General features: G+C 37.1%; 20 protein-coding genes, 2 tRNA genes, 1 rRNA gene and 1 pseudogene. 13 read left to right on the forward strand and 11 right to left on the reverse strand.

Going from position 1 to position 21,340, the window contains the following annotated elements; all coding sequences use genetic code 11:
• The first annotated feature begins 22 nt into the window (after positions 1–22).
• On the forward strand, positions 23–652 hold the full coding sequence (mvp, locus tag MJ_RS00720) for a hyperpolarization-activated voltage-gated potassium channel (protein WP_010869632.1): 630 nt from the start codon (positions 23–25) through the stop codon (positions 650–652).
• Positions 653–1,654 (forward strand): potassium channel protein MjK1, encoded by a 1,002-nt coding sequence (mjk1, locus tag MJ_RS00725; protein ID WP_010869633.1) that lies wholly within the window; start codon positions 653–655, stop codon positions 1,652–1,654.
• A gap of 98 nt (positions 1,655–1,752) precedes the next feature.
• Here the strand turns inward: mjk1 and MJ_RS00730 are convergent.
• Positions 1,753–1,828 (reverse strand) — tRNA-Val (locus tag MJ_RS00730).
• 59 nt (positions 1,829–1,887) lie between these two features.
• Entirely contained in the window at positions 1,888–2,190 is a 303-nt protein-coding gene (locus MJ_RS09285; protein WP_010869634.1) for a hypothetical protein, read from the reverse strand.
• Between the two features lie 138 nt (positions 2,191–2,328).
• Between MJ_RS09285 and MJ_RS00735 the strand changes: the two genes are divergently transcribed.
• The 4 genes from MJ_RS00735 to hemA are packed head-to-tail and all read left to right on the forward strand — an operon-like array spanning position 2,329 to position 4,806.
• A complete protein-coding gene (locus MJ_RS00735) occupies positions 2,329–2,949 on the forward strand; it encodes a precorrin-2 dehydrogenase/sirohydrochlorin ferrochelatase family protein (protein WP_010869635.1) in 621 nt (206 codons plus the stop codon).
• Positions 2,936–3,235 carry a nucleotidyltransferase domain-containing protein gene (locus tag MJ_RS00740; protein WP_010869636.1) on the forward strand — a complete coding sequence of 100 codons (300 nt, stop codon included), beginning with the start codon at positions 2,936–2,938 and terminating at the stop codon, positions 3,233–3,235. Before MJ_RS00735 ends, MJ_RS00740 begins: the two co-directional genes overlap by 14 nt.
• Positions 3,219–3,647 carry a HEPN domain-containing protein gene (locus MJ_RS00745; RefSeq protein ID WP_244409434.1) on the forward strand — a complete coding sequence of 143 codons (429 nt, stop codon included), beginning with the start codon at positions 3,219–3,221 and terminating at the stop codon, positions 3,645–3,647. The genes MJ_RS00740 and MJ_RS00745 overlap by 17 nt, the downstream gene beginning before the upstream one ends.
• Entirely contained in the window at positions 3,628–4,806 is a 1,179-nt protein-coding gene (gene hemA / locus MJ_RS00750) for a glutamyl-tRNA reductase (RefSeq protein ID WP_010869638.1), read from the forward strand. Before MJ_RS00745 ends, hemA begins: the two co-directional genes overlap by 20 nt.
• Here the strand turns inward: hemA and MJ_RS00755 are convergent.
• The 7 genes and pseudogenes from MJ_RS00755 to MJ_RS09440 all read right to left on the reverse strand — a co-directional run bounded on the left by MJ_RS00755 (position 4,803) and on the right by MJ_RS09440 (position 9,410).
• Positions 4,803–5,579 carry an MJ0144 family RNA dihydrouridine synthase-like protein gene (locus MJ_RS00755; RefSeq protein ID WP_010869639.1) on the reverse strand — a complete coding sequence of 259 codons (777 nt, stop codon included), beginning with the start codon at positions 5,577–5,579 and terminating at the stop codon, positions 4,803–4,805. The genes hemA and MJ_RS00755 overlap by 4 nt on opposite strands.
• A gap of 12 nt (positions 5,580–5,591) precedes the next feature.
• The gene (locus tag MJ_RS00760) at positions 5,592–6,398 is read right to left on the reverse strand and encodes a GTP cyclohydrolase III (RefSeq protein WP_010869640.1); all 807 of its coding nucleotides are present in this window, start codon (positions 6,396–6,398) and stop codon (positions 5,592–5,594) included.
• 208 nt (positions 6,399–6,606) lie between these two features.
• Positions 6,607–6,816 carry a 4Fe-4S dicluster domain-containing protein gene (locus MJ_RS00765; RefSeq protein WP_010869641.1) on the reverse strand — a complete coding sequence of 70 codons (210 nt, stop codon included), beginning with the start codon at positions 6,814–6,816 and terminating at the stop codon, positions 6,607–6,609.
• Between the two features lie 29 nt (positions 6,817–6,845).
• A pseudogene (locus MJ_RS09915) lies at positions 6,846–6,899 on the reverse strand (hypothetical protein); the annotation flags it as partial.
• 205 nt (positions 6,900–7,104) lie between these two features.
• Positions 7,105–8,208: an ATP-binding protein gene (locus MJ_RS00770; RefSeq protein ID WP_064496406.1), complete on the reverse strand. Its 1,104-nt coding sequence runs from the start codon at positions 8,206–8,208 to the stop codon at positions 7,105–7,107.
• An 18-nt stretch (positions 8,209–8,226) separates the two neighbouring features.
• A complete protein-coding gene (locus MJ_RS00775) occupies positions 8,227–9,237 on the reverse strand; it encodes an RNA-guided pseudouridylation complex pseudouridine synthase subunit Cbf5 (RefSeq protein WP_010869643.1) in 1,011 nt (336 codons plus the stop codon).
• The gene (locus MJ_RS09440; protein WP_010869644.1) at positions 9,234–9,410 is read right to left on the reverse strand and encodes an AtpZ/AtpI family protein; all 177 of its coding nucleotides are present in this window, start codon (positions 9,408–9,410) and stop codon (positions 9,234–9,236) included. The genes MJ_RS00775 and MJ_RS09440 overlap by 4 nt, the downstream gene beginning before the upstream one ends.
• Before the next feature lie 80 nt (positions 9,411–9,490).
• Here MJ_RS09440 and MJ_RS00780 point away from each other — a divergent pair, with 80 nt between their 5' ends.
• The 7 genes from MJ_RS00780 to cdhC all read left to right on the forward strand — a co-directional run bounded on the left by MJ_RS00780 (position 9,491) and on the right by cdhC (position 17,888).
• Complete coding sequence (locus MJ_RS00780) at positions 9,491–9,997, forward strand: V4R domain-containing protein (protein WP_064496407.1); 507 nt, start codon at positions 9,491–9,493, stop codon at positions 9,995–9,997.
• 4 nt (positions 9,998–10,001) lie between these two features.
• The gene (ptr1, locus tag MJ_RS00785) at positions 10,002–10,448 is read left to right on the forward strand and encodes an HTH-type transcriptional regulator Ptr1 (protein ID WP_010869646.1); all 447 of its coding nucleotides are present in this window, start codon (positions 10,002–10,004) and stop codon (positions 10,446–10,448) included.
• A gap of 283 nt (positions 10,449–10,731) precedes the next feature.
• Positions 10,732–12,951, forward strand: coding sequence for an acetyl-CoA decarbonylase/synthase complex subunit alpha/beta (gene acsB / locus MJ_RS09290; protein ID WP_083774537.1), 2,220 nt, complete (start codon positions 10,732–10,734; stop codon positions 12,949–12,951).
• A 239-nt stretch (positions 12,952–13,190) separates the two neighbouring features.
• A complete protein-coding gene (cdhA, locus tag MJ_RS00795; RefSeq protein ID WP_010869648.1) occupies positions 13,191–15,515 on the forward strand; it encodes a CO dehydrogenase/acetyl-CoA synthase complex subunit alpha in 2,325 nt (774 codons plus the stop codon).
• Positions 15,516–15,558: 43 nt separating this feature from the next.
• On the forward strand, positions 15,559–15,999 hold the full coding sequence (gene cdhB, locus MJ_RS00800; protein ID WP_010869649.1) for a CO dehydrogenase/acetyl-CoA synthase complex subunit epsilon: 441 nt from the start codon (positions 15,559–15,561) through the stop codon (positions 15,997–15,999).
• A gap of 1 nt (position 16,000) precedes the next feature.
• Positions 16,001–16,456 carry a 4Fe-4S dicluster domain-containing protein gene (locus MJ_RS00805; protein ID WP_010869650.1) on the forward strand — a complete coding sequence of 152 codons (456 nt, stop codon included), beginning with the start codon at positions 16,001–16,003 and terminating at the stop codon, positions 16,454–16,456.
• Between the two features lie 22 nt (positions 16,457–16,478).
• The gene (cdhC, locus tag MJ_RS00810; RefSeq protein ID WP_010869651.1) at positions 16,479–17,888 is read left to right on the forward strand and encodes a CO dehydrogenase/CO-methylating acetyl-CoA synthase complex subunit beta; all 1,410 of its coding nucleotides are present in this window, start codon (positions 16,479–16,481) and stop codon (positions 17,886–17,888) included.
• A 172-nt stretch (positions 17,889–18,060) separates the two neighbouring features.
• On the opposite strand, the gene MJ_RS00815 is transcribed toward cdhC, so the two are convergent.
• Both MJ_RS00815 and MJ_RS00820 read right to left on the reverse strand, forming a co-directional pair.
• A 23S ribosomal RNA gene (locus MJ_RS00815) occupies positions 18,061–21,062 on the reverse strand.
• Positions 21,063–21,255: 193 nt separating this feature from the next.
• Positions 21,256–21,328: transfer RNA gene (locus MJ_RS00820), tRNA-Ala, on the reverse strand.
• Positions 21,329–21,340 lie beyond the last annotated feature (12 nt).

Consider the following 21,340-nt stretch of genomic DNA (forward strand, 5'->3'; position numbering starts at 1 on the left):
AAAATTTCAAATTGGGATATAAATGAACTTAAAAGATAGGCGGTTAAAGAAAATAATGGAAGTATTGAGTTTAATTTTTACATTTGAGATAGTCGCTTCTTTCATTCTCTCAACATATAATCCACCGTATCAAGACTTACTAATAAAGTTAGATTATATCTCTATTATGTTCTTTACATTTGAGTTTATATACAATTTTTATTATGTTGAAGACAAGGCAAAGTTTTTTAAAGACATTTACAATATTGTTGATGCCATAGTTGTTATTGCTTTCTTACTGTATTCTTTACAGGTATTTTATTCAAAGGCATTCTTAGGACTTAGGGTTATAAACCTACTAAGAATTTTAGTTTTACTTAGAATAATTAAGTTAAGAAAGTTAGAAGAAAATCAGGCATTAATAAACTTTCTAACATTATTAACAATTTGCTTTATTGCTTCCTGCTTAATATGGATTGTCGAATCAGGTGTAAATCCAGCAATAAACAATTTCTTTGATGCTTTTTATTTCACAACAATATCAATAACAACGGTTGGTTATGGAGATATAACACCAAAAACAGATGCTGGGAAGCTAATAATAATATTCTCAGTCCTATTCTTTATATCTGGTTTAATAACCTCTTTACAAAAGGCATTAAAGGGAGATTAAATGGAAACTTATGAGAAGATAGAGCTTGGTATAATAGTTATCATCTTACTCATCTTAATTGAATCAGTAATATTAATGACAGTTGAAGGCTGGGACTTTTTCACAGCCTTTTATACTGCTGTTGTTACAATATCAACAGTTGGTTATGGAGATTACACTCCACAAACATTTCTTGGAAAACTTTCAGTTATAATTTACATATTTGCAGGTGTTGGAGCAGTTGCATATACTATGGGAAACATTGCAAGTTTTTTCATTGAAGGGCATTTTAGAAAATACTTCAGGTTGAGAAAGATGATGGACAGAATTAAAAAACTAAATAACCATTATATCATCTGCGGTTATGGAAGATTAGGAAAAGTAATAGCTGAAGAGTTTAAAAAATGTAATATTCCATTTGTTATCATTGATTCAGATGAAAAATTATTAGAAGAAGCTCTTGAGAAAGACCCAAATCTTATCTGCATTGTTGGAGATGCAACATCAGACGATATTTTAAAAAAGGCAAAGATTGAAAAAGCTAAAGGATTGATTTCAGTAGTTTCATCAGATGCTGAAAACGTTTTCATAACCTTATCAGCAAAAAAGTTAAATCCAAACATCTACATAGTCGCAAAAGCAGAAAAGCCATCAACGTTGGATAAACTAATAAAAGCAGGAGCTGATAGGGCGGTTTGCCCCTATATAGTTGGAGGAATGGAAATTGCAAGAATAGCTATAAATCCCGATATTGTTGAATTTATCCATTCCTTAGTGGCTACAGAAGAGGATATGGAAGTTAGAAGATACATTGTAAAAAATAAAGAACTTGATAACAAACTTTTAAAGGATTCTGGCATTAGGGAAAAAACTGGAGCCACAATTTTAGCAGTTAAAAAAGGAGATAAAACAATTACAAGTCCTCCTCCTGACACAGTAATTAATATTGGAGACATCATTTATGCCTTTGGGACTAAAGAACAGCTTGAGAAGTTAAAAAGATATGTTGAGGGAGTAGAATAAACTAAAAATAGAAAATGGGGCTCGGGAGATACAAATGAAACTTTTAGAAAAAGTTTCATCAAAATGGAATGGGTATTCAGAAAAAGGTCTAAAATTATTGGTGGGCTCGGCGGGATTCGAACCCGCGACCACCGCCTTGTGAGGGCGGCGTCATAGCCACTAGACCACGAGCCCATCTAATAAGTTTTAACTGATGTTTGAATATAAAATTTTTATGGTATTGTAAGAGATTGTCAAGTTAGTGATTTCACCCAATTATAGAACATCATGAAGCTTTTTATCCAACTAACAACCGTATCGAATTTACTATTACTTGGAAATCTATTTAAAACCTCTTTAATCTTGTGATAATAAATTCTAACCGATTCGTGGCTTATGTCTTCGAATTGGGAAAGGAATAAACTTACCTTCCTTAACGATAACCCGAGGTAGTATAAAAGCCCTGCTAAGATTTTAACCTCTATCGATTTCCTATTCCTTTTAAAAAGCTTCCTCTCTACGATTCTCTCCTTTATAACTTCTATCGTGAGCCTCATAGTTTATTATTTTTTATCAATATTTAATAAAAACTTAACTTGACAGTCCCTATAATAAGTTTTAAAATTCACTTGTTCTAACTCTAATATAATATTCACTATATCTAATAAATACTTTCTAACTATGGGAGGGATAATTTGCTTCCTATTTTGTTATCTTTTGAAGGAAAGAAAGTGGCAGTATTTGGTTGTGGAAGTGTAGGAAAAAGGAGAGCTAAGAAAATATTAAAAAGTGGAGGGATTGTTGATATATACTCTAAAGAATTTGATGAAGAAATAAAAAAATTAAAAGAAAGCAATAAAAATCTAAATTTAATTGAAATTGATATTAATCAGTTAAGTGATGAAGAGCTAAAAAATATTATAATGAAGTATGATTTTATAGTAACAGCTATCAACGATGAAATTAATAAGAGAATTGTTAAATTAGCTAAAGAGCTAAACAAATTTGTAAATTCTTCAACAAAGACAGAAGGAGTTAATTTTATCATCCCTGCTTATACAGAGGTTGATGAAGTAATATTCAGCATATACACAAAAGGAAAAAGTCCTTTAATAGCTAAGCATATAAGAATTTTTGTTGAAAACTATCTAAAATCAACTGACATAAATATGATAGCCTATATAAGAGAGTTTTTAAAAGAGACAATTCCTAAACAGAAAGATAGGGAAAAAATATTAAAAAAGATTTTTGAAAATGAAAAATTTAGAGAAGAATTAAAAAAATTAATAGAGAAGTGGGAAAATGGAAATCATTGAAATTATAAAGGAGTTTAAAAAGGATATATCAACCATTTTAAAAGATAAATTAGACAGAGTTATTTTATTTGGAAGTTATGCAAGAGGAGATTATGATGAAGAGAGCGATGTTGATGTTTTAATTTTAGTTAAAGAAATGCCTACTCTTAAAGAAAAACAAAAAATTATTAAAATTGCCTCAAGATACTCATTAAAATATGATATTCTAATTAGCCCAATAATTTACAAAAAAACTATAAAAACGTCTTTTATTGATGAGGTTGAAAATTATGGAGTTGAGGTATAAAAGAGAGCTTGAAAAATTAATAGAAAAAGCAGAAAAATCATTAGAAGCATCAGAAAATCTTTATAATAGCGAATTTTATGATTTTGCTGTTTCAAGAATATACTACTCAATGTTTTATTGTGTTAAGGCTTTATTATTAACAAAAGAAATTAATCCTAAAAAACACAGTGGAGTTTTAAAAATGTTTGCAAAGGAATTTATAAAAACTAATGAGTTAGATGTTGAATTATTTGAATATATAAATGAAGCATACAATTATAGGCAAACAGCTGATTATGACGCAACCATTGAAATAAAAAAGGAAGAGGCTGAATATTTACTTCACAAAGGGCATATATTCTTAAATAAAACTAAAAAATACTTAATATCAAAAAATATACTAAAGGGAGAGAATGATAATACTAAAAGCTGATTATAAAAAATACAACGTCTCTGAATTAGAAAAGCTCAGAATGGATGAAGAAAAATTTTATGAGACATTTGATAATGCCATATTATTACAAACATGCAACAGAGTTGAGATAATCTTTGATGCAGATAGCTTAGAAGAAATTAAAGGAATCGAAAATATAGATTTAGAAAAATTTGATATTCTATTTGGAGATAAAGCAATAGAACATCTTTTTAGAGTTGCATGTGGTTTAGAGTCCATGATTGTTGGAGAAGACCAAATACTTGGGCAGTTAAAAAATGCCTATCTAAAAGCAAAAGAAAAAGGCAGAATATCCAAAAAATTGGAGAAAATTATTTTAAAGGCAATACATACTGGACAAAGGGCAAGAGTAGAGACAAAGATAAATGAGGGCGGGGTTTCAATTGGCTCTGCGGCAGTTGAATTGGCAGAAAAAATTTTTGGATTAGAAGGGAAAAATGTCTTATTAATTGGAGCTGGAGAGATGGCAAATTTAGTTATAAAGGCATTGAAGGAAAAAAACATTAAAGCAATTATCGTAGCAAATAGGACTTATGAAAAAGCTGAAAAATTAGCTAAAGAACTTGGAGGAATGGCTATAAAGTTTGATAAATTGGAAGAGGCTTTAAGATATGCCGATATAGTTATATCAGCAACAGGGGCTCCACATCCAATTTTAAATAAGGAGAGGTTAAAAAATGCTGGAAAGACAATTATTATAGATATTGCCAATCCAAGAGACACAACTGATGACATTAGAGAACTGCCAGATATTTTTTTATTCACAATTGATGATTTAAGATTAGTGGCTGAAGAAAATTTAAAGAAGAGAAAAGAAGAAATCCCAAAGGTTGAGATGATTATTTGTGAAGAATTAGAGAGGTTAAAAGAATTTCTTGATAAAATGAGATTTGAAACAGCAATAAAAGAACTTGGGCAATATATTGAAAATGTGAGAAAGAAGGAGGTTGAAAAAGCAAAAAAGATATTGAAGAATAAAAATAAGCCAGTTGAGGAAGTTTTAGAAGATTTTTCAAAGGCATTGTGTAAGAGAATAATTTACGATATAATAAAGATATTTGAGAATGTGGAAGATAAAGAAGTTTTTGAGTGTTTAGCCAAAGAATTTAAAAAACTTGGCAATAAAAATAAAAATTAAATATTCTCTTTATTTAACTCTTTTATCCATTCAACATTACCTTTTAAAATAGTCCTTGCAACAGATACAAAATCAGAGTATTTTAACATTTCCTTAGCTTTTTCTATTGAATCAATTGAGTTATTTCCAATTATTATCTTATCGTTAAATTCTTCTGCCAAAATTTTTAATGAATCCATATCTGCATAAGGTTTTCCTGGATAAAAGCAATCAACATGTAATCCATCAAAATAATCTCTCACATAGTTTAAATTATCTATTAGCTCTTTTAGTGGGATGCAATTTAATCTTATCTTTAAAAAAATTGGTTTATTTAACTCTTTCATTTTAGTTAAAAATTCTTTTAAAAGATTTTTATTTTTCATTAGCTCTTGCCCTATACCTAAAGAAGTTATCTCTGGCTGTCTGCAATGGCAGTTAAGTTCAATGATATCAGCATGTTTGGCAATAGTCAATAGTTTGTCATAAGCTTCATCTATATCAACAAATCTAACATTAACTGAAACTAAGGCATTACTTTCTCTTGCCTTTTTTATTTGCTCAATTATATAGCTATTAAATTCTTCTAAATTTATAGAAAATTCTTTCCTTCCCCTTTTCTCTATATCTCTACTTGCTTTATAGGTTGCAGAATCTAAGTTGTAGCCACCAATGGTAACAATGGCAAACAAATCCTTAAATTTTCTGCAGAAATCCCCATCCGTAATGCCTGCCATTGGTGCTAAGACAACTTTTTTATCTAATTTATTTAATTCTTCTATTTTTTTGTTCATCTATAAAATCACCTAAAACTGTGGATGGTATATTTTTCCCATACCCATTTTTGATTCTAAGAAGTCATCCTGCTTTAAAGTGCATACATTCTTATCAACTAACTTTCCTCTAATTTTTTCTAAACCAATATCTGCTAAGTTTGAGGCATCTTCAGCAGTTCTTCCTATTCCAATTCCTGCTTTTAGCTCAATCTTATACTTTTTATTGATTCTGTTGAAAATATCTAAGAAATCTTCTTCACTCATTCCGTTTGATGGAGCCATGAAGTTATCTCCACCTATGAAAAACAACAGAGCGTTATATTTTAAAAGCTCTTCCATTAAAGCCAATTTAACCTTATTCACATTTAAATAAGTGTCATAGGCACTCACAATGTCAGTAAGAGTCCCAGTAATGTTGTTTATATCTATATGAGCGATTTGAACATAGCCATCAACAACCAATTCATTGGCAACATCTAAAACTTCCTTTCTATTCTCATCCTGAGCACTTCCATACTCTTGAAGTGTTTCAGTGGCTAATTTTTGAGCTTCATAAGGTGTTTCAGCTGAAGCAATAACCATACTAACAGTGAAAGGATATCTATTCCTTATACTCTCCTGAATTCTTTTGTGTGTAATTAAATCAATACCATTTGTTATAGCTATTAAATTATCAAATCTTGTGTAAAACACCAGTCCCTTATGAGCCCCAAACATCAAATTTAAGTCAGCGTATAATCTGCTCTGCAGAGCTTGTAAATCGCTCTCTCTTCTTGGATTTGGTGTAACTGTCCAAGGTCCGTAATTATCTATCTGAATTACTGTTATTTGAATCATTTTCCCATCTCTTCCACTAATTTATAAAGTATGTAGTATAGTAAATAATTAACTTCAGTATGGTTTTATTTATTATTATCCATTAAAAAGTTTATGTAGTAGGTATTAAAAAAATTAATTACTCTTCTATTGAATAGAACTTTCGCAGTTTTATACTACTAATTAAGGAACATTGATGCCAAAAGGCATCTTTGTGCAATAATAAATTTTATTCCTGCGAAAGTTCTATTGATATAGCTTGGTCTGGGCATTGTAATATACAGAGATTGCACTTTGTGCATTTTTCAGGATTTACTGGGATTGGTGGGTAGATACCTTTTTTATTCAACTTTTTTGATTTCTCAAATACTCCTCTTGGACATACTACAATACATATATCACATCCCTTACAGAAGTTTTCATTTATTTCTATCTTCATTATTATCCCTCCAAGTAGTTTTTGATGTGTTATAACACTCTTTTTATAGCATTCCAGATTAAAAAACTCTGTGGTTTTAAAAGAAACTTTTAGTAAAAGTTGAACAAAAACTCTTCGAGTTTTTGTAGCCCGAAGCTAACGCTTCGGTTTCATCAAAACTCGTCCATTTAACCAATTATCAAAGTTTTTAATTAAATAAGGCACATATAGAAGCCCTTTGGGCTTCTAAATTCCATAGTAAATAATATCCTTTGATAATTGGTTATAAGTTGGGGCTTTCAGCCCCAATTAATGTCCATTCAGTAATTTCTTTATAGCATTCCAGATTAAAAATGATTGTGGTTTTAAAATTCCTTCAATAGGATTTAGGAATAAAATATTTTTCTTAACTAAATAAATATAAACTGGTTCTGGTATATCATCATCACTAACTTCATAATTTTCTTTAAATAATTTTAACGCATTTATAATATCATCCTTTTTAATCTCAATGATTTCATCTTTAAGTTCTACTTTTGGTTTTATATAATCCAACTCCTTTAAAAAATACTTTAGTTTTTGAGTTTCTTCTTTAAGCATTAAATTTAGAATATCTTCTAACTTCCTATACCTCATCTCATCAATCACACTGTAGATATATACCGGTTTTCCTCCTACATAGTTATAGATTAACTCTTTATCTTCATCAGAGAGTTTTTTATTTAAAATCTCTTTAGCCAAGAAATCCATAAATTTTAAAGCTGTCTCTTTATCAAAGTCATCCACTAAGAGGTATTTGGCTCTACCTTCCAACTCTCCAGCACTATAAACATATTCAATAAATAAGCTATCAGAACTTAGACAAAAAACATGGCATAGATGTTGTTCTTTAGTTAAAGAAACTAAAAACTGAAACAACTCTTTTAACAAGTATTTTTGCCAATTTAAAACTACATCTTTAATCATCTGAAGTTCATCAAGTATTAACACTGGCTGTTTTCCACTCTTTTTAACCTCTAATAGTATAGAGTTTAAGTATTGGAAGGCATCATTTATTTTCTCTTCAAATAATTTATCAAACTCTACTTCAGGTATTGGAATACCAGTTAAAATCTTAGCCCCTTTTGTTATCAAATTTAAAACTTCTGATTTATCTTTTATTTTTTCAAAGAAATCATCTTTTTTAGTGGTAAAGATAGCTTCAATAAATTCCCTCTTTTCTGAAATTAAATAAGTCCTAAAATTAATATAAAAAACCTTATAATCATCACTTAGTTTGTTTTCAATGATGTGTTTTATTAGAGCAGTTTTACCAGAATTTAAAGGGCCGTAGATGAAATAAATTATATTTGGTTCTCCCTCTAAGATTGATAGAATTTCATGAATTTCTTTTTCTCTATTGAAGAATTTCATTTGAATCACCATTTCAATTTACTTCTTCCTCTTCCACATCCTTGGATAAGTCCCTCTATCCATATAAACTCTCTCAACATCAACAGCAACTCCTTTATCTGCATTTAAAATCTCTTTTGTGTTCATTAAAGCCTTTCCTACAGCTACAGCTTCCCCTTTCAAAGTCTCAACTAAGACAGTCTCTCCTTTACCAATGCCTTTACTCAACTTAGCTATTCCTCTAACATAGACATCTGCTCCATGGCAGATAGCATCAACAGCACTATCCTTAACAACAACCTTCTTCAAATGCCTTAACCCATACTCCATTGGCTTTATAACTCTCCTTAACTCTTCTTCATCCCCATCCTCCTTCCAAAATACATAAGCATCAAGCAAATCTTGTAAATAAACAGCATCCTTCTCCTCAAAACATCCACTTTTAGTCCTTCTTAGCTCTTGCATGTGGGCAGATGTTCCTAACGCTTCCCCAATATCTTCACACAATTTCCTTATATAAGTCCCAGATTGACATTTAACCCTAAATAAAACATCCTTACCATCTTTGTCTAATAACTCTAATTCATGAATCTTCCTAATTCTCAATCTTCTTTTAACAGCTGCTTTTAATGGAGGTCTCTGATAAATCCTTCCAGTAAATTCTTTAAAAACTCTCAATATATCTTCTTCAGACGCATCTCTATGTAGATGCATCAAACAAACATACTCCTTAGGTGGAATGTGCCACATTGGTATTGTTTTTGTAGCTCTCTCTAAAGCCACTGGCAAAACACCAGTAACCTTTGGGTCTAATGTCCCACCATGTCCAGCTTTATCTAAATTTAAAATCTTTTTAACCCATGTTGAAACCTCATGAGACGTTGGACCTCTTGGTTTATCAACTACAACAACACCGTACTTTATCAAATCCTCTATCTTTCTTTCATAAGGGTTGCAGCCATAATCCCAATTTGTTTCAACCTCTTCCTTAACTATAAGCTCCTCTTTGTCATTTATCTTTTTTTCCTGTGTTTTTTCCAATAAAATCACCTTTTTTCATAATCTTTAATCATTTTAAATAACCTTCCAAATGCACAAAAAATGCCTAATAACAAAAATACAACTATCCATAAATTGTTATCTGTGTATTCTGCTATGATATAACCAATAAAAATACCCAAGGCAATCATTATAAAAAATTCAAATGCGATATCTCTAAGCATGGTATCAGAATAAACAAGCTTTATTAATGAATAATCCTACATTTGTTATATAAATCTTTGACTGTATGGGGGATGTTAAAATGGATAAAGAGCTTTTACATAAAAAAATTAAAAAAGATATTGAGGATTTAATAAACAACCATCCTCCAGAAAGAACGTTAGGGAATTTAATACCCTTATCTATATTTCAAGCAGTAAGAATAGGAGTTTTAACTGCTGGATGTGGCATTGAAGCAATAATTTACAATATTGGAAAAGATATTGGTAGAGAAGTAATTTCAAGATACGTCGATAGGGACAATTTACTCGAAAGCTTTGCAGAAATATTAAAGAAGGCAAAAATTGGCATTTTAGAAGTAAAAAAAGTTGAAGAAAATGAGATGATTCTAATTTTAAAAGACTGCATATCTTGCCATAATGTTCCAAATGTTGGAACTACCCTCTGTCATTTTGAGGCTGGACTAATAGCTGGAACTTTGGAAAAAAAGCTAAGAAGAAAAGTCAATGCTGTTGAAACAAAATGTTGTGGAAAGGGTGATGAGTACTGCGAATTTTTAGTAAAAATTGAAGATAAATTGTATTGGTGATTAAATGCTTGATAGAATTGATTTAAAAATTCTAAGAATTTTAAATGGAAATGCCAGAAAATCATTTAGAGAAATTGGGAGAGAATTGGGTATTAGTGAGGGGACTGTAAGGAATAGAGTAAAAAGATTAACTGAAAAAGGAATCATAACAGGTTTTCATGCATCTATAAATCCAAAAAATTTGGGATTTGAAGTAGTTGCCATATTAGGTTTATATATTAAACCATCTAAGGTTGAAGAAACCCTCAATAAATTAAAAGAGCTTGATGAAATAGTTGAACTCTATCAAACTACTGGAGAATATGATGCCGTTTGTATAGCAATTTTAAAGGATATAGAAAGCTTAGGAAAATTTTTAGCAGAGAAGATATATCCATTAGTTAATGTTAATGGATGTAAAGTAACTCTTGTTTTGAGAACATTTAAAGATGGTAGTAAGATGCCAATATAAAATTTTATTACTAAATAATAAACAAAAAAATCAGATATTACTAAAAAAATCAAATAGAAACATTTAAAAAAGCCCTATTTTTTATTTTGCAAGTCATAGAAATTTTTAATTAATGCTTAGGTTTGTGCTATTTTTACCATGGATATTAAAATCTTTAATAAGTTATTTGTATTAAATTTTTCGCAATGCGTAACCACTATTATATAGTAATGCATAAACTTAAAATTAGACTACTGTATATGGTAAATTCGAATATTTGAAAATTCGTTTATATGGTGAAACGATGGTCGTGGGCAATATAATAGAAGGAGGGAAAACAGTTCTAAATTTAACAAAAGAAATCTTAGAGAAAGAAGATGAGAACCTAAAAGTATCTTATCCTGGAACAAATTACAACCTACCAATTATATACGGTCTTTTAGGTAAAAAGATAGAGACAGTCAAAGACTTAAAAGAATTAATTAACTCACTTGAGATAAAAGATGAAGAAACGTTAGAAAATGCGTTAGATGCTGGAGTTGTAACATTAATATGTGCTGAAGCGATTGAGGCTTTAAAATATGCAAAGAGTGAAAAACCTTACAAAGAGCCATATGTTGGCTTTATTCCTGATGAAATTTTGAGAGGTTTAGGAGTTCCTCTCGTAGAAGGAAAAATCCCTGCAATTTTAGTAGTTATTGGAAAAGTTGGAGATAAAGAGAAGCTAAAAAAACTCATAGATGACATAAAAAAGAGAAATATTTTGGCGTTATTAGTTGGAGATATAGTTAAAGAGATGGATGAAGCTGACATTGAGTATGGTTTAGACAAACTCCTTGTTCCAGTTGGAAATGAAATAACCTCAGCAATACACGCTGCAAACTTGGCTATAAGAGCTCCATTAATATTTGGAGGAATTGAGCCTGGAAAAACAGAAGAAATTATAGACTATCTAAAAAACAGAGTTCCAGCTGTTGTTGTAGCTTTGGGAGAGTTGGATAACATAACCTTAGCCGCTGGAGCTGGATGTATAAAAGCTGGAGTCCCAGTTATAACCAACAATGAGGTTCCAGTTATTAAAGGAGCTTTAGAGAGTTCAGACATTGATAATATAGTAGAAAATGCCCTAAAAATGAAAGGCGTTAAGGTTAAGGTAGTTGAATTTGACATCCCTGTCTCTGTTGGGCCGATGAATGAGGGGGAGAGAGTTAGGGGCCCTGATATGTATGTTGAACTTGCAGGGCCGAAGAGTTATGGTTTTGAGTTGGTAAAAGTTGTAAATAAAGCAGAGGATAAGGTTGAAATTATAGGAAAAGATATTGATGAGATGGAAGAGGGTAGTAGAAACCCATTCGCTATAATTGTTGAAGTTAGTGGAAGTAATTTGGAGGAAGATTTAGAAGGAGTTTTAGAAAGAAGAATCCATGAGTTTTTAAATTACATAGAAGGAGTAATGCACCTAAACCAAAGAGACCAAGTATGGATAAGAATAAATAAAAACTCGTTTAACAAAGGTTTAAGACTAAAACACATTGGTGAAGTTGTAAAACAACTCTTTAAAGAACATTTCCCAATTGTTGAGAAGTGTAATGTAATTATTATAACAGACCCAGATAAGGTTAAAGAAGAGTTAGAGAAAGCCAAAGAGATTTACAAAAAGAGAGATGAAAAAACAAAATCCATAAGAGAGGAAGATGTTGATGTATTCTACGGCTGTGTAATGTGTCAGAGTTTTGCTCCAACTCATGTATGTATTATAACACCAGACAGACCTTCCCTCTGTGGAAGTATAAACTACTTAGATGCAAGGGCTGCTGCTAAAATAGACCCTAACGGACCGATATTCGAAATACCAAAAGGAGAATGCTTAGATGAAAAGTTAGGAATCTACACAGGTGTGAATGAGGTTGTTAGGGAGAGGTCTCAAGGAAGTGTTGAAGAGATGGCATTACATAGTGCTTTAACAAACCCATGCACATCTTGCGGATGCTTTGAGGCTATTGTCTTCTACATCCCAGAAGTTGATGGATTTGGAGTAGCCCATAGAAACTTTAGAGGAGAGACACCGTTTGGTTTGCCATTCTCTACTTTAGCTGGGCAGTGTAGTGGTGGAAAGCAGGTTCCTGGGTTCGTTGGTATTTCAATATCTTATATGAAATCCCCTAAGTTCTTACAGGGAGACGGTGGTTGGGAGAGGGTTGTTTGGTTACCGAAAGAGTTAAAAGAGAGAGTTAAAGATGCGATACCAGAAGAGTTGTATGATAAGATAGCTACAGAAGAAGACGTTAAAACAACTGATGAATTAATCAAGTTCCTAAAAGAAAAAGGACATCCAATAGTTAAAAAGACAGAGGAAGAAGTTGTTGAAGAAGTCGAAGAAGAGAAAGAAGAGGTTAAAGCTACTGAAGAGGAAAAAGAAGGCATTGAAGTTGGTGAGTTAATAACCAAGTTAGCAAAAGAGGGAGGAATCCAAATTATTATGAAGAACGTCAAGATTGTGATAAATCTCAATGTGAAAAGATAAATGCCCTATCATAAACTTTATATTTTATGCCAACACTAATTTATTTTTTTAAATTAATAGATACTCATTTTTAAAAATCCCTACAAAACAATTTTTAAAATGCGTAATTTTTTTGTTAAAAGAAAAATTCAGTCCTTATTTTCATACCAAACTTGGCTTTAGTCATAACAAACTTTATATATTAAAGTTTTAAAAACTAACCTTAAATTATAATGATTAATCATGACAATTAAGAAGTGATGGTTATGGGGAATAACGTAGAAATGGACATTAAAAAACTCCTTACACCATTAGTTAAGATGAAAAACGCAAACATATCCATGAGTATAAAGTTTGGAGAAGAAGAGGAAGAAGAATGGGAACCAATGGGACCTACTCCAATGCCAAAAATCCCTACATTAAGACACTGGGACTTTAAGCTCTTAGAGAGATATCCTCCATTCTATATGCCAATCTGTGATTTATGCTGTCTCTGTACTTTTGGAAAGTGTGATTTAAGCAGAGGGAAGAAAGGAGCTTGTGGTTTAAATATCAAAGCTCAACAGGCAAGAATTGTTTTAATTGCCTGCTGTATTGGAGCGGCATGTCATGCTGGACATAGTAGGCATTTAGTTCATCACCTAATTGAGACGTTGGGAAGAGATTATCCAATAGATTTGGGTAATGAAATAGAGGTTGAGGCACCAATAGCAAGGACAGTAACTGGTATTAAACCAAAAACACTTGGAGATTTAGAGAAAATCTTAGATTACTGTGAAGAGCAGATAACTCATTTATTATCAGCGGCACATACTGGGCAGGAAGGGGATTACTTAGATTTTGAGAGTAAAGCGTTACATGCAGGAATGATTGATGATTTAGCAAGAGAAGCAGGAGATTTGGCCCAAATAGTTGCCTACAACATGCCAAAAGGAGATGAAGATGCTCCTTTAATAGAATTAGGGTTTGGTTGCATAGACAAGAGTAAGCCAGTTATCTTGTGTATTGGGCATAACGTAGTCCCAGGTAGCTACATATTAGAGTATTTAGAAGAAAACAGTATGGAGGATGAAGTAGAGGTCTGCGGTATCTGTTGTACAGCTATAGACATCACAAGGGTTTCAGATAAACCAAAGGTTGTAGGGCCTTTATCAAGGCAGTTGATGTTTGTAAGAAGTGGGGTTGCTGATGTTGTAATTGTAGATGAGCAGTGTATTAGAACAGATATCTTAGAGGAGGTTTTAAAAACTGGAGCTGTCTTGATAGCAACAAATGAGAAGATGTGTTTGGGATTAGAGGATGTTTCCCACATGGATGAGGATGAAATTATAGGCTATTTATTGAGAAATAGGGCAGCTTTACTCTTAGATGAGAAGAAAGTTGGAAAAGTTGCTGTTGAAGTTGCTAAAATAGTTGCTAAGGAGAGAAAGGATAGAAAAACCCTACCAGATTTAAATGAAGTTGTTGAGTTGGCAAAACAATGCACTGAATGTGGATGGTGCAACAGAAACTGTCCAAATGCATTTAAAGTTAAGGAAGCAATGGCTTTAGCAAAACAGGGTAATTTTAAAGGATTCATTGATTTGTATAAGAGATGTTATGGCTGTGGAAGATGTGAAGCTATCTGTCCAAGGAATTTGCCAATAGTTAGCATGACTACAAAGGTTGGAGAGGCATACTATAAAGACTTAAAGTTCAAGATGAGGGCTGGAAGAGGGCCTATAAAAGATGTTGAAATTAGAAGTGTTGGAGCTCCAATTGTATTTGGAGATATTCCTGGAGTTGTTGCTTTAGTTGGATGTTCAAACCATCCAAATGGTGAGGAAGAAGTAGCGATGATTGCAAAGGAGTTCTTGGAGAGGAAGTATATAGTTGTAGCAACTGGTTGTGCAGCAATGGCAATTGGAATGTGGAAAGATAAAGATGGAAAAACATTATATGAGAAGTATCCAGGTGAATTTAGGGCTGGAGGTCTTGTAAATTGTGGTTCTTGTCTCTCAAACTGCCACATTACTGGAGCTGCTATAAAAATTGCCAACATCTTTGCCAAAGTTCCGTTGAGAGGAAACTATGCTGAAGTTGCAGATTACATACTAAACAAAGTTGGAGCTGTTGGTGTTGCATGGGGTGCTATGAGTCAAAAGGCTGCTGCAATTGCTACTGGAGTCAATAGATGGGGAATCCCTGTTATTTTAGGCCCTCATGGAGCTAAGTATAGAAGGCTGTATTTAAGCAATGGAGAGAAATTCAAAGTTAAAGATAAAAAAACAGGAGAAATTTTGGAGATAGAGCCAGCTCCAGAGCATTTGATTGTAACTGCTGAGAATGTTAAAGAATGCATCTGCATGATTCCAAAGCTATGTATGAGGCCAAACGATACTCCAAAAGGTAGAGCCAATAAGATTTACCACTACGTTGATGTCTATGAAAAATACTTTGGAAGAATGCCTCCAGATTTAGAGAAATTCGTTAGAACTGAAAAAGACATCCCATTTATGATGAAAGATAAGATAATGGCATACTTAGAAGAAAAAGGATGGAAGCCATTGGAGAAATATCCACAAGACCCAACAATATTGTATTAACTCCTAATTCTTTTACTTTAAATTTCTGAAGTTGGTGATAGTAATGGATGAGAGATTTATTGCCTATATCCCAACAGCTGGGAGCAATGTAGCACATGCTGAAATAACATCTCCAACACTTGTTAAGATGATGATTAGAAGGGCTAAAAAACCAATCTTAATATTGGGAGAGAATTTGGAGGAAAATGAGAAAGAGCTAATCAGCAAATTAATTGAGAAATTTAACTTAAAAACAATAAAAACACCGGAAGAAATGAATTTAATGGCTATAATGAAATATTTGGCAAGTAGTGATTATGATTTAGCCCTATTCACTGGAATAACTTACTATTACTTAGCTCAGGCAGCAACTCATCTAAAACAGTTCTCAAATGTGGTAACAATATCAATAGACAAATATTATCAGCCAAATACCCTTTATTCATTCCCAAATCTCAGCAAGGAAGAATATTTAGACTATTTGAGGAAGTTATTGGAGGGGTAGAATGAACCCAAAAATTATCGTCTTAAATCCAGAAAAATGCACCAAATGCTATGACTGTATAAACATCTGTAAAGAGATTCATGGAGAGAGTAGAGTAAGGAAGGTTGATGGCATTCCAATATTTTGCATGCAGTGTGAAAACGCTCCCTGTAAAGAGATTTGTCCTGTTGATGCAATCTATCTAAAAGATGGCATTCCAATTGTAGATAAGGAGAGATGTATTGCTTGTGGAATGTGTGCAATTGCCTGCCCAATAGGAGCAATATTTATAAAAAACAGGGTTGCTCATAAATGCACCCTCTGCTTGGATGTTGATAGAATAACTCCAGCCTGTGTAGAGGCTTGTAAGGACAAAGCCCTCTTATTAGTATCAGAAGAAACACTTGACATGATGAAAGAAGAGAAAAGAAAAAAAATACTTAAAATTTTGAGAGAAGAAGCTAAAGAAAACCTATAAAAACACTTAAAGGTGAGAAAGCATGTTTGATGATATCCCTGTCTCTGTTGGGCCGATGAATGAGGGGGAGAGAGTTAGGGGCCCTGATATGTATGTTGAACTTGCAGGGCCGAAGAGTTATGGTTTTGAGTTGGTAAAAGTTGTAAATAAAGCAGAGGATAAGGTTGAAATTATAGGAAAAGATATTGATGAGATGGAAGAGGGTAGTAGAAACCCATTCGCTATAATTGTTGAAGTTAGTGGAAGTAATTTGGAGGAAGATTTAGAAGGAGTTTTAGAAAGAAGAATCCATGAGTTTTTAAATTACATAGAAGGAGTAATGCACCTAAACCAAAGAGACCAAGTATGGATAAGAATAAATAAGGATTCTTTTAATAAGGGATTGAGATTAAAGCATATTGGAAAAGTCGTTCAAAGATTGTTTAAGGCAGAGTTTCCGTTTATAGAAAAATGTGATGTAACCATCATAACAGACCCAGAAAAAGTTAAAGAAGAGTTAGAAAAGGCAAGAGAAATTTACAACAAAAGAGATGAGAAAACTAAGGCACTGCATGAAGAGGATGTTGATGTATTCTATGGTTGTGTGATGTGTCAAAGTTTCGCTCCAACACACGTGTGTGTTATAACTCCAGACAGACCAGCGTTGTGTGGAGGTATAAACTACTTAGATGCAAGGGCTGCTGCTAAAATAGACCCTAACGGACCGATATTTGAAATACCTAAAGGAGAATGCTTGGATGAAAAGTTAGGAATTTACTCTGGAGTAAATGAAGTTGTTAGAGAAAGGTCTCAAGGAACTGTTGAAGAGGTAACCCTACATAGTGCATTAGAAAAACCTTGCACATCTTGCGGATGCTTTGAGGCTATTGTCTTCTACATCCCAGAGGTTGATGGATTTGGTATAGCACATAGGGGATATAAAGGAGAAACTCCAATGGGAATTCCATTCTCTACTTTAGCTGGGCAGTGTAGTGGTGGAAAGCAGGTTCCTGGGTTCGTTGGTATTTCAATATCTTATATGAAATCCCCTAAGTTCTTACAGGGAGACGGTGGTTGGGAGAGGGTTGTTTGGTTACCGAAAGAGTTAAAAGAGAGAGTTAAAGATGCGATACCAGAAGAGTTGTATGATAAGATAGCTACAGAAGAAGACGTTAAAACAACTGATGAATTAATCAAGTTCCTAAAAGAAAAAGGACACCCATGTGCTGAAAGAATAGGTGCTGAAGTTGAAGAAGAGGCAATTGAAGAGGAAGAAGTAGAAGAAGAGATGGAAGAAGTTGAAGGAATTGAAGTACCAACTATGACTCTTCCAGGAACATTTGCTGGGCTTCCACCAGGAATAAAAATAGTCTTATACAATGCAGTAATTAAAGCAGAAAAAATAATTATTACAAAAGAAGAGCCAGAAAAGAAGAAGAAAAAGAAGAAGTAATTTTTATCTCTTTTACAAAATTTTATTTTCAGTTTTATTTGTATATTTAAATTTATTGATATAATGTGATAAAATAAAATAATAACTATACACCCATATAACCCATTCAAGAATTTCCATTCCTTTTTTTGGGCCATGCATAGGCTTCCACATCCGCTTAGTGTCTGGATACCCTGCCGGGCCCTTGGGCGATTAGTACCGGCGGGCTGAACGCCTCGGGCAAAGCCCTCGGCGCTTACACCCCCGGCCTATCAACCTCCTCTTATAGGAGAGCCCTCGTCCCCGAAGGACTGGCCGCCTATTTTCGGGGAGGGTTTCGGGCTTAGATGCCTTCAGCCCTTATCCCTTAGCGCGTAGCTGCCCGGCAATGCCCTGTCGGACAACCGGTAGACCAGAGGCGCCGGCGGCTCGTTCCTCTCGTACTAGAGCCACCTTCCCCTCAGGCGGCCAACACCCCCAGCAGATAGCAACCAACCTGTCTCACGACGGTTTAAACCCAGCTCACGATCCCCTTTAATGGGCGAACAGCCCCACCCTTGGGCCCTGCTGCAGGCCCAGGATGGGAAGAACCGACATCGATGTAGCAAGCCGCGGGGTCGATATGGGCTCTTGCCCGCGACAACTCTGTTATCCCCGGGGTAGCTTTTCTGTTATCCCTGGCCCCCATCGGTGAGGCACAGGGGTTCGCTAGGCCCGGCTTTCGCCTCTTGGTCGGCCTCTTTTACCGACCAAGTCAGGCCGGCTTTTGCCCTTGCACTCCACGGCGGAGTTCTGACCCGCCTGAGCCGACCTTTGGGCCCCCCTGATGCCTTTTCAGGGGGGTGCCGCCCCAGCCAAACTGCCCACCTGCCGGTGTCCCCCTTTACGGGGTTAGGGACATGGCCATGGGTGGGTGGTGTCCCATGGGCGCCTCCACCACCCCCGGAGGGGTGGCTTCGACGGCTCCCACCTACGCTGTGCACCCACGGCCATGCCCCAACGACAGGCTGCAGTAAAGCTCCACGGGGTCTTCGCTTCCCACTGGGGGTCTCCGGCCTTTGCACCGGAATGGTAGGTTCACCGGGTTCCGGCCCGGGACAGTGGGGGTCTCGTTACGCCATTCATGCAGGTCGGAACTTACCCGACAAGGAATTTCGCTACCTTAAGAGGGTTATAGTTACCCCCGCCGTTTACCGGCGCTTCGCCCGGTTGTACCCGGGTTTCACGTACCGGCACTGGGCAGGCGTCGGCCTTGGTACACACCCTTACGGGCTAGCCAAGACCTGTGTTTTTATTAAACAGTCGGACCCCCCTGGCCACTGCGACTGCGGTCCCCTCACTTAGAGAAGACCGCAGGCACCCCTTCTCCCGAAGTTACGGGGCCAATTTGCCGACTTCCCTGGGCCGGATTCTCCCGACACGCCTTAGGATACTCGCCTAGGGGCACCTGTGTCGGTTCTGGGTACGGTCACCGGGGATCCTTGCCAGCTCCCTTTTCACGGGCTCCAGGGCTCAGCCGAACCCTCCTAACGGAGGGCCCATCACGCTTTTGCCCGGTTCTCGCCATTACGGCACTCCCCGGGCTTATGCGCTTGGCCACCCCGACGGGGGTGGTCGGCCTACCCCGAAGCGTCAGGAGCTGGCCTTGCGTTGCCGCACGTACCCCGGTGGCGCGGGAATATTAACCCGCTTCCCTTTCCCCCCCAGGGAATTACCCCGGGGGTTAGGACCGGCTAACCCACAGCTGACGACCGTTGCTGTGGAAACCTGGCCCCTTCGGCGGTGGGGATTCTCACCCCACTTTGCTGTTACTACTGCCGGGATTCTCGTTCCCACGGGGTCCACCCGACCTCACGGCCGAGCTTCTACCCCCGCGGGACGCCCCCCTACCGGATGGCTTTTCAGCCCCCCCGGGTCTCGGCGGCCGGCTTAGCCCCCGTTATCTTCGGGGCCCCTGACCTCGACGGGTGAGCTGTTACGCACTCTTTAAAGGATGGCTGCTTCTAAGCCAACCTCCCCGCTGTCTTAGGCCAGGGACTCCCTTCTCATTTACACTTAGCCGGCACTTAGGGGCCTTAACCCGGGTCCGGGTTGTTCCCCTCTCGGACATACGGCTTACCCGTATGCCCTCACTCGGGGGCTACGGCGATGACGGGTTCGGAGTTTGACAGGGTGCCGAGGCTCTCGCCCCCTAAACACCCTATCCGTGGCTCTACCCCGCCATCTACCTAACCCCCGGCTAACCTGCGAGTTATTTCGGGGGGAACCAGCTATCTCCGGGCTCGATTGGCTTTTCACCCCTAGACCGGGGTCAGAGGAGCACTTTGCGCGGTAACACCCCTGCGGGCCTCCACCCCTCTGGCGAGGGGCTTCACCCTACCCCGGCCTAGATCGCCCGGTTTCGGGTCGTACGGGTGTGACTCCGGGCCCATTAAGACCCCGCCCCTCACCCATAAGGGCTGCGGGCATGTCGGTTTCCCTACGCCTCCGGGGTTGAACCCCTTAGGCTCGCCACACCCGTACACTCCCCGGCCCGTTTTTCGAAACGGACGGCACGACCCCGGCATGCCACCCCTCGTACTCCTCCCTCGCGGGAGTTTCCTTCGGGGTGGTTACCTTTCGGGCCGTGCCATTCCGTACCCACCTGGTTTCAGGCTCTTTTCACCCCCCGCAAGGGGTGCTTTTCAGCTTTCCCTCACGGTACTAGTTCGCTATCGGTCTCGGGACGTATTTAGGGTTGGAAGCCTAATGTCTCCCAGCTTCCCGCGCGATATCCAACGCGCGGTACTCAGGGACACCCCAAGACCCCCAACTGGTTACGCCTACGGGGCTTTCACCCTCTATGGCGCCCCATTCCAGGGGACTTCGGCTTCCCAGTGGGGGTCTGTATTGGGGGCCCTGCAACTCCACATCTCCCTACCCTTACGGGTAGGGATTCGGTTTGCCCTGTGCCGGTTTCGGTCGCCCCTACTCCCGGCATCCCTGTTGGTTTCTTTTCCTGCGGGTACTCGGATGCTTCTTTTCCCCGCGTTCCCGCTCCCTAACGGGAGCGCCCCAAATGGGGCAGGAAGTCCCATTCGGGGATCCCGGGTTCCACGGCTGCCTGCGCCTCCCCCGGGCTTATCGCAGCTTGCCACGCCCTTCCTCGGCGCCCCGAGCCGAGCCATCCACCAGGTGGGCTGGTGGCCCGGCAGAGTATCCAGATTTCACCGGGATGTGGAAGCCTATGCATGGCCCTCATGTTTTTACGGGACTTTCGCAGTTTGTAATATTTATAAGGTAGTGAGATGCTGAAAGCATCAATTACCAAATAAAAATTATTTCCTGCGAAAGTCCCGTATCAGGCCCTTCACCTGCAACTCTTTGGAGTTGCAGGCTGCATATATAGTGGACCCGGTGGGATTTGAACCCACGGCCTCCGGCTTGCAAGGCCGGCGCTCTCCCAGCTGAGCTACGGGCCCACTTTCCCTATG

Origin of the sequence: Methanocaldococcus jannaschii DSM 2661 (genome assembly GCF_000091665.1) — an archaeon.
Taxonomy (GTDB): domain Archaea; phylum AGJL01; class Methanococci; order Methanococcales; family Methanocaldococcaceae; genus Methanocaldococcus; species Methanocaldococcus jannaschii.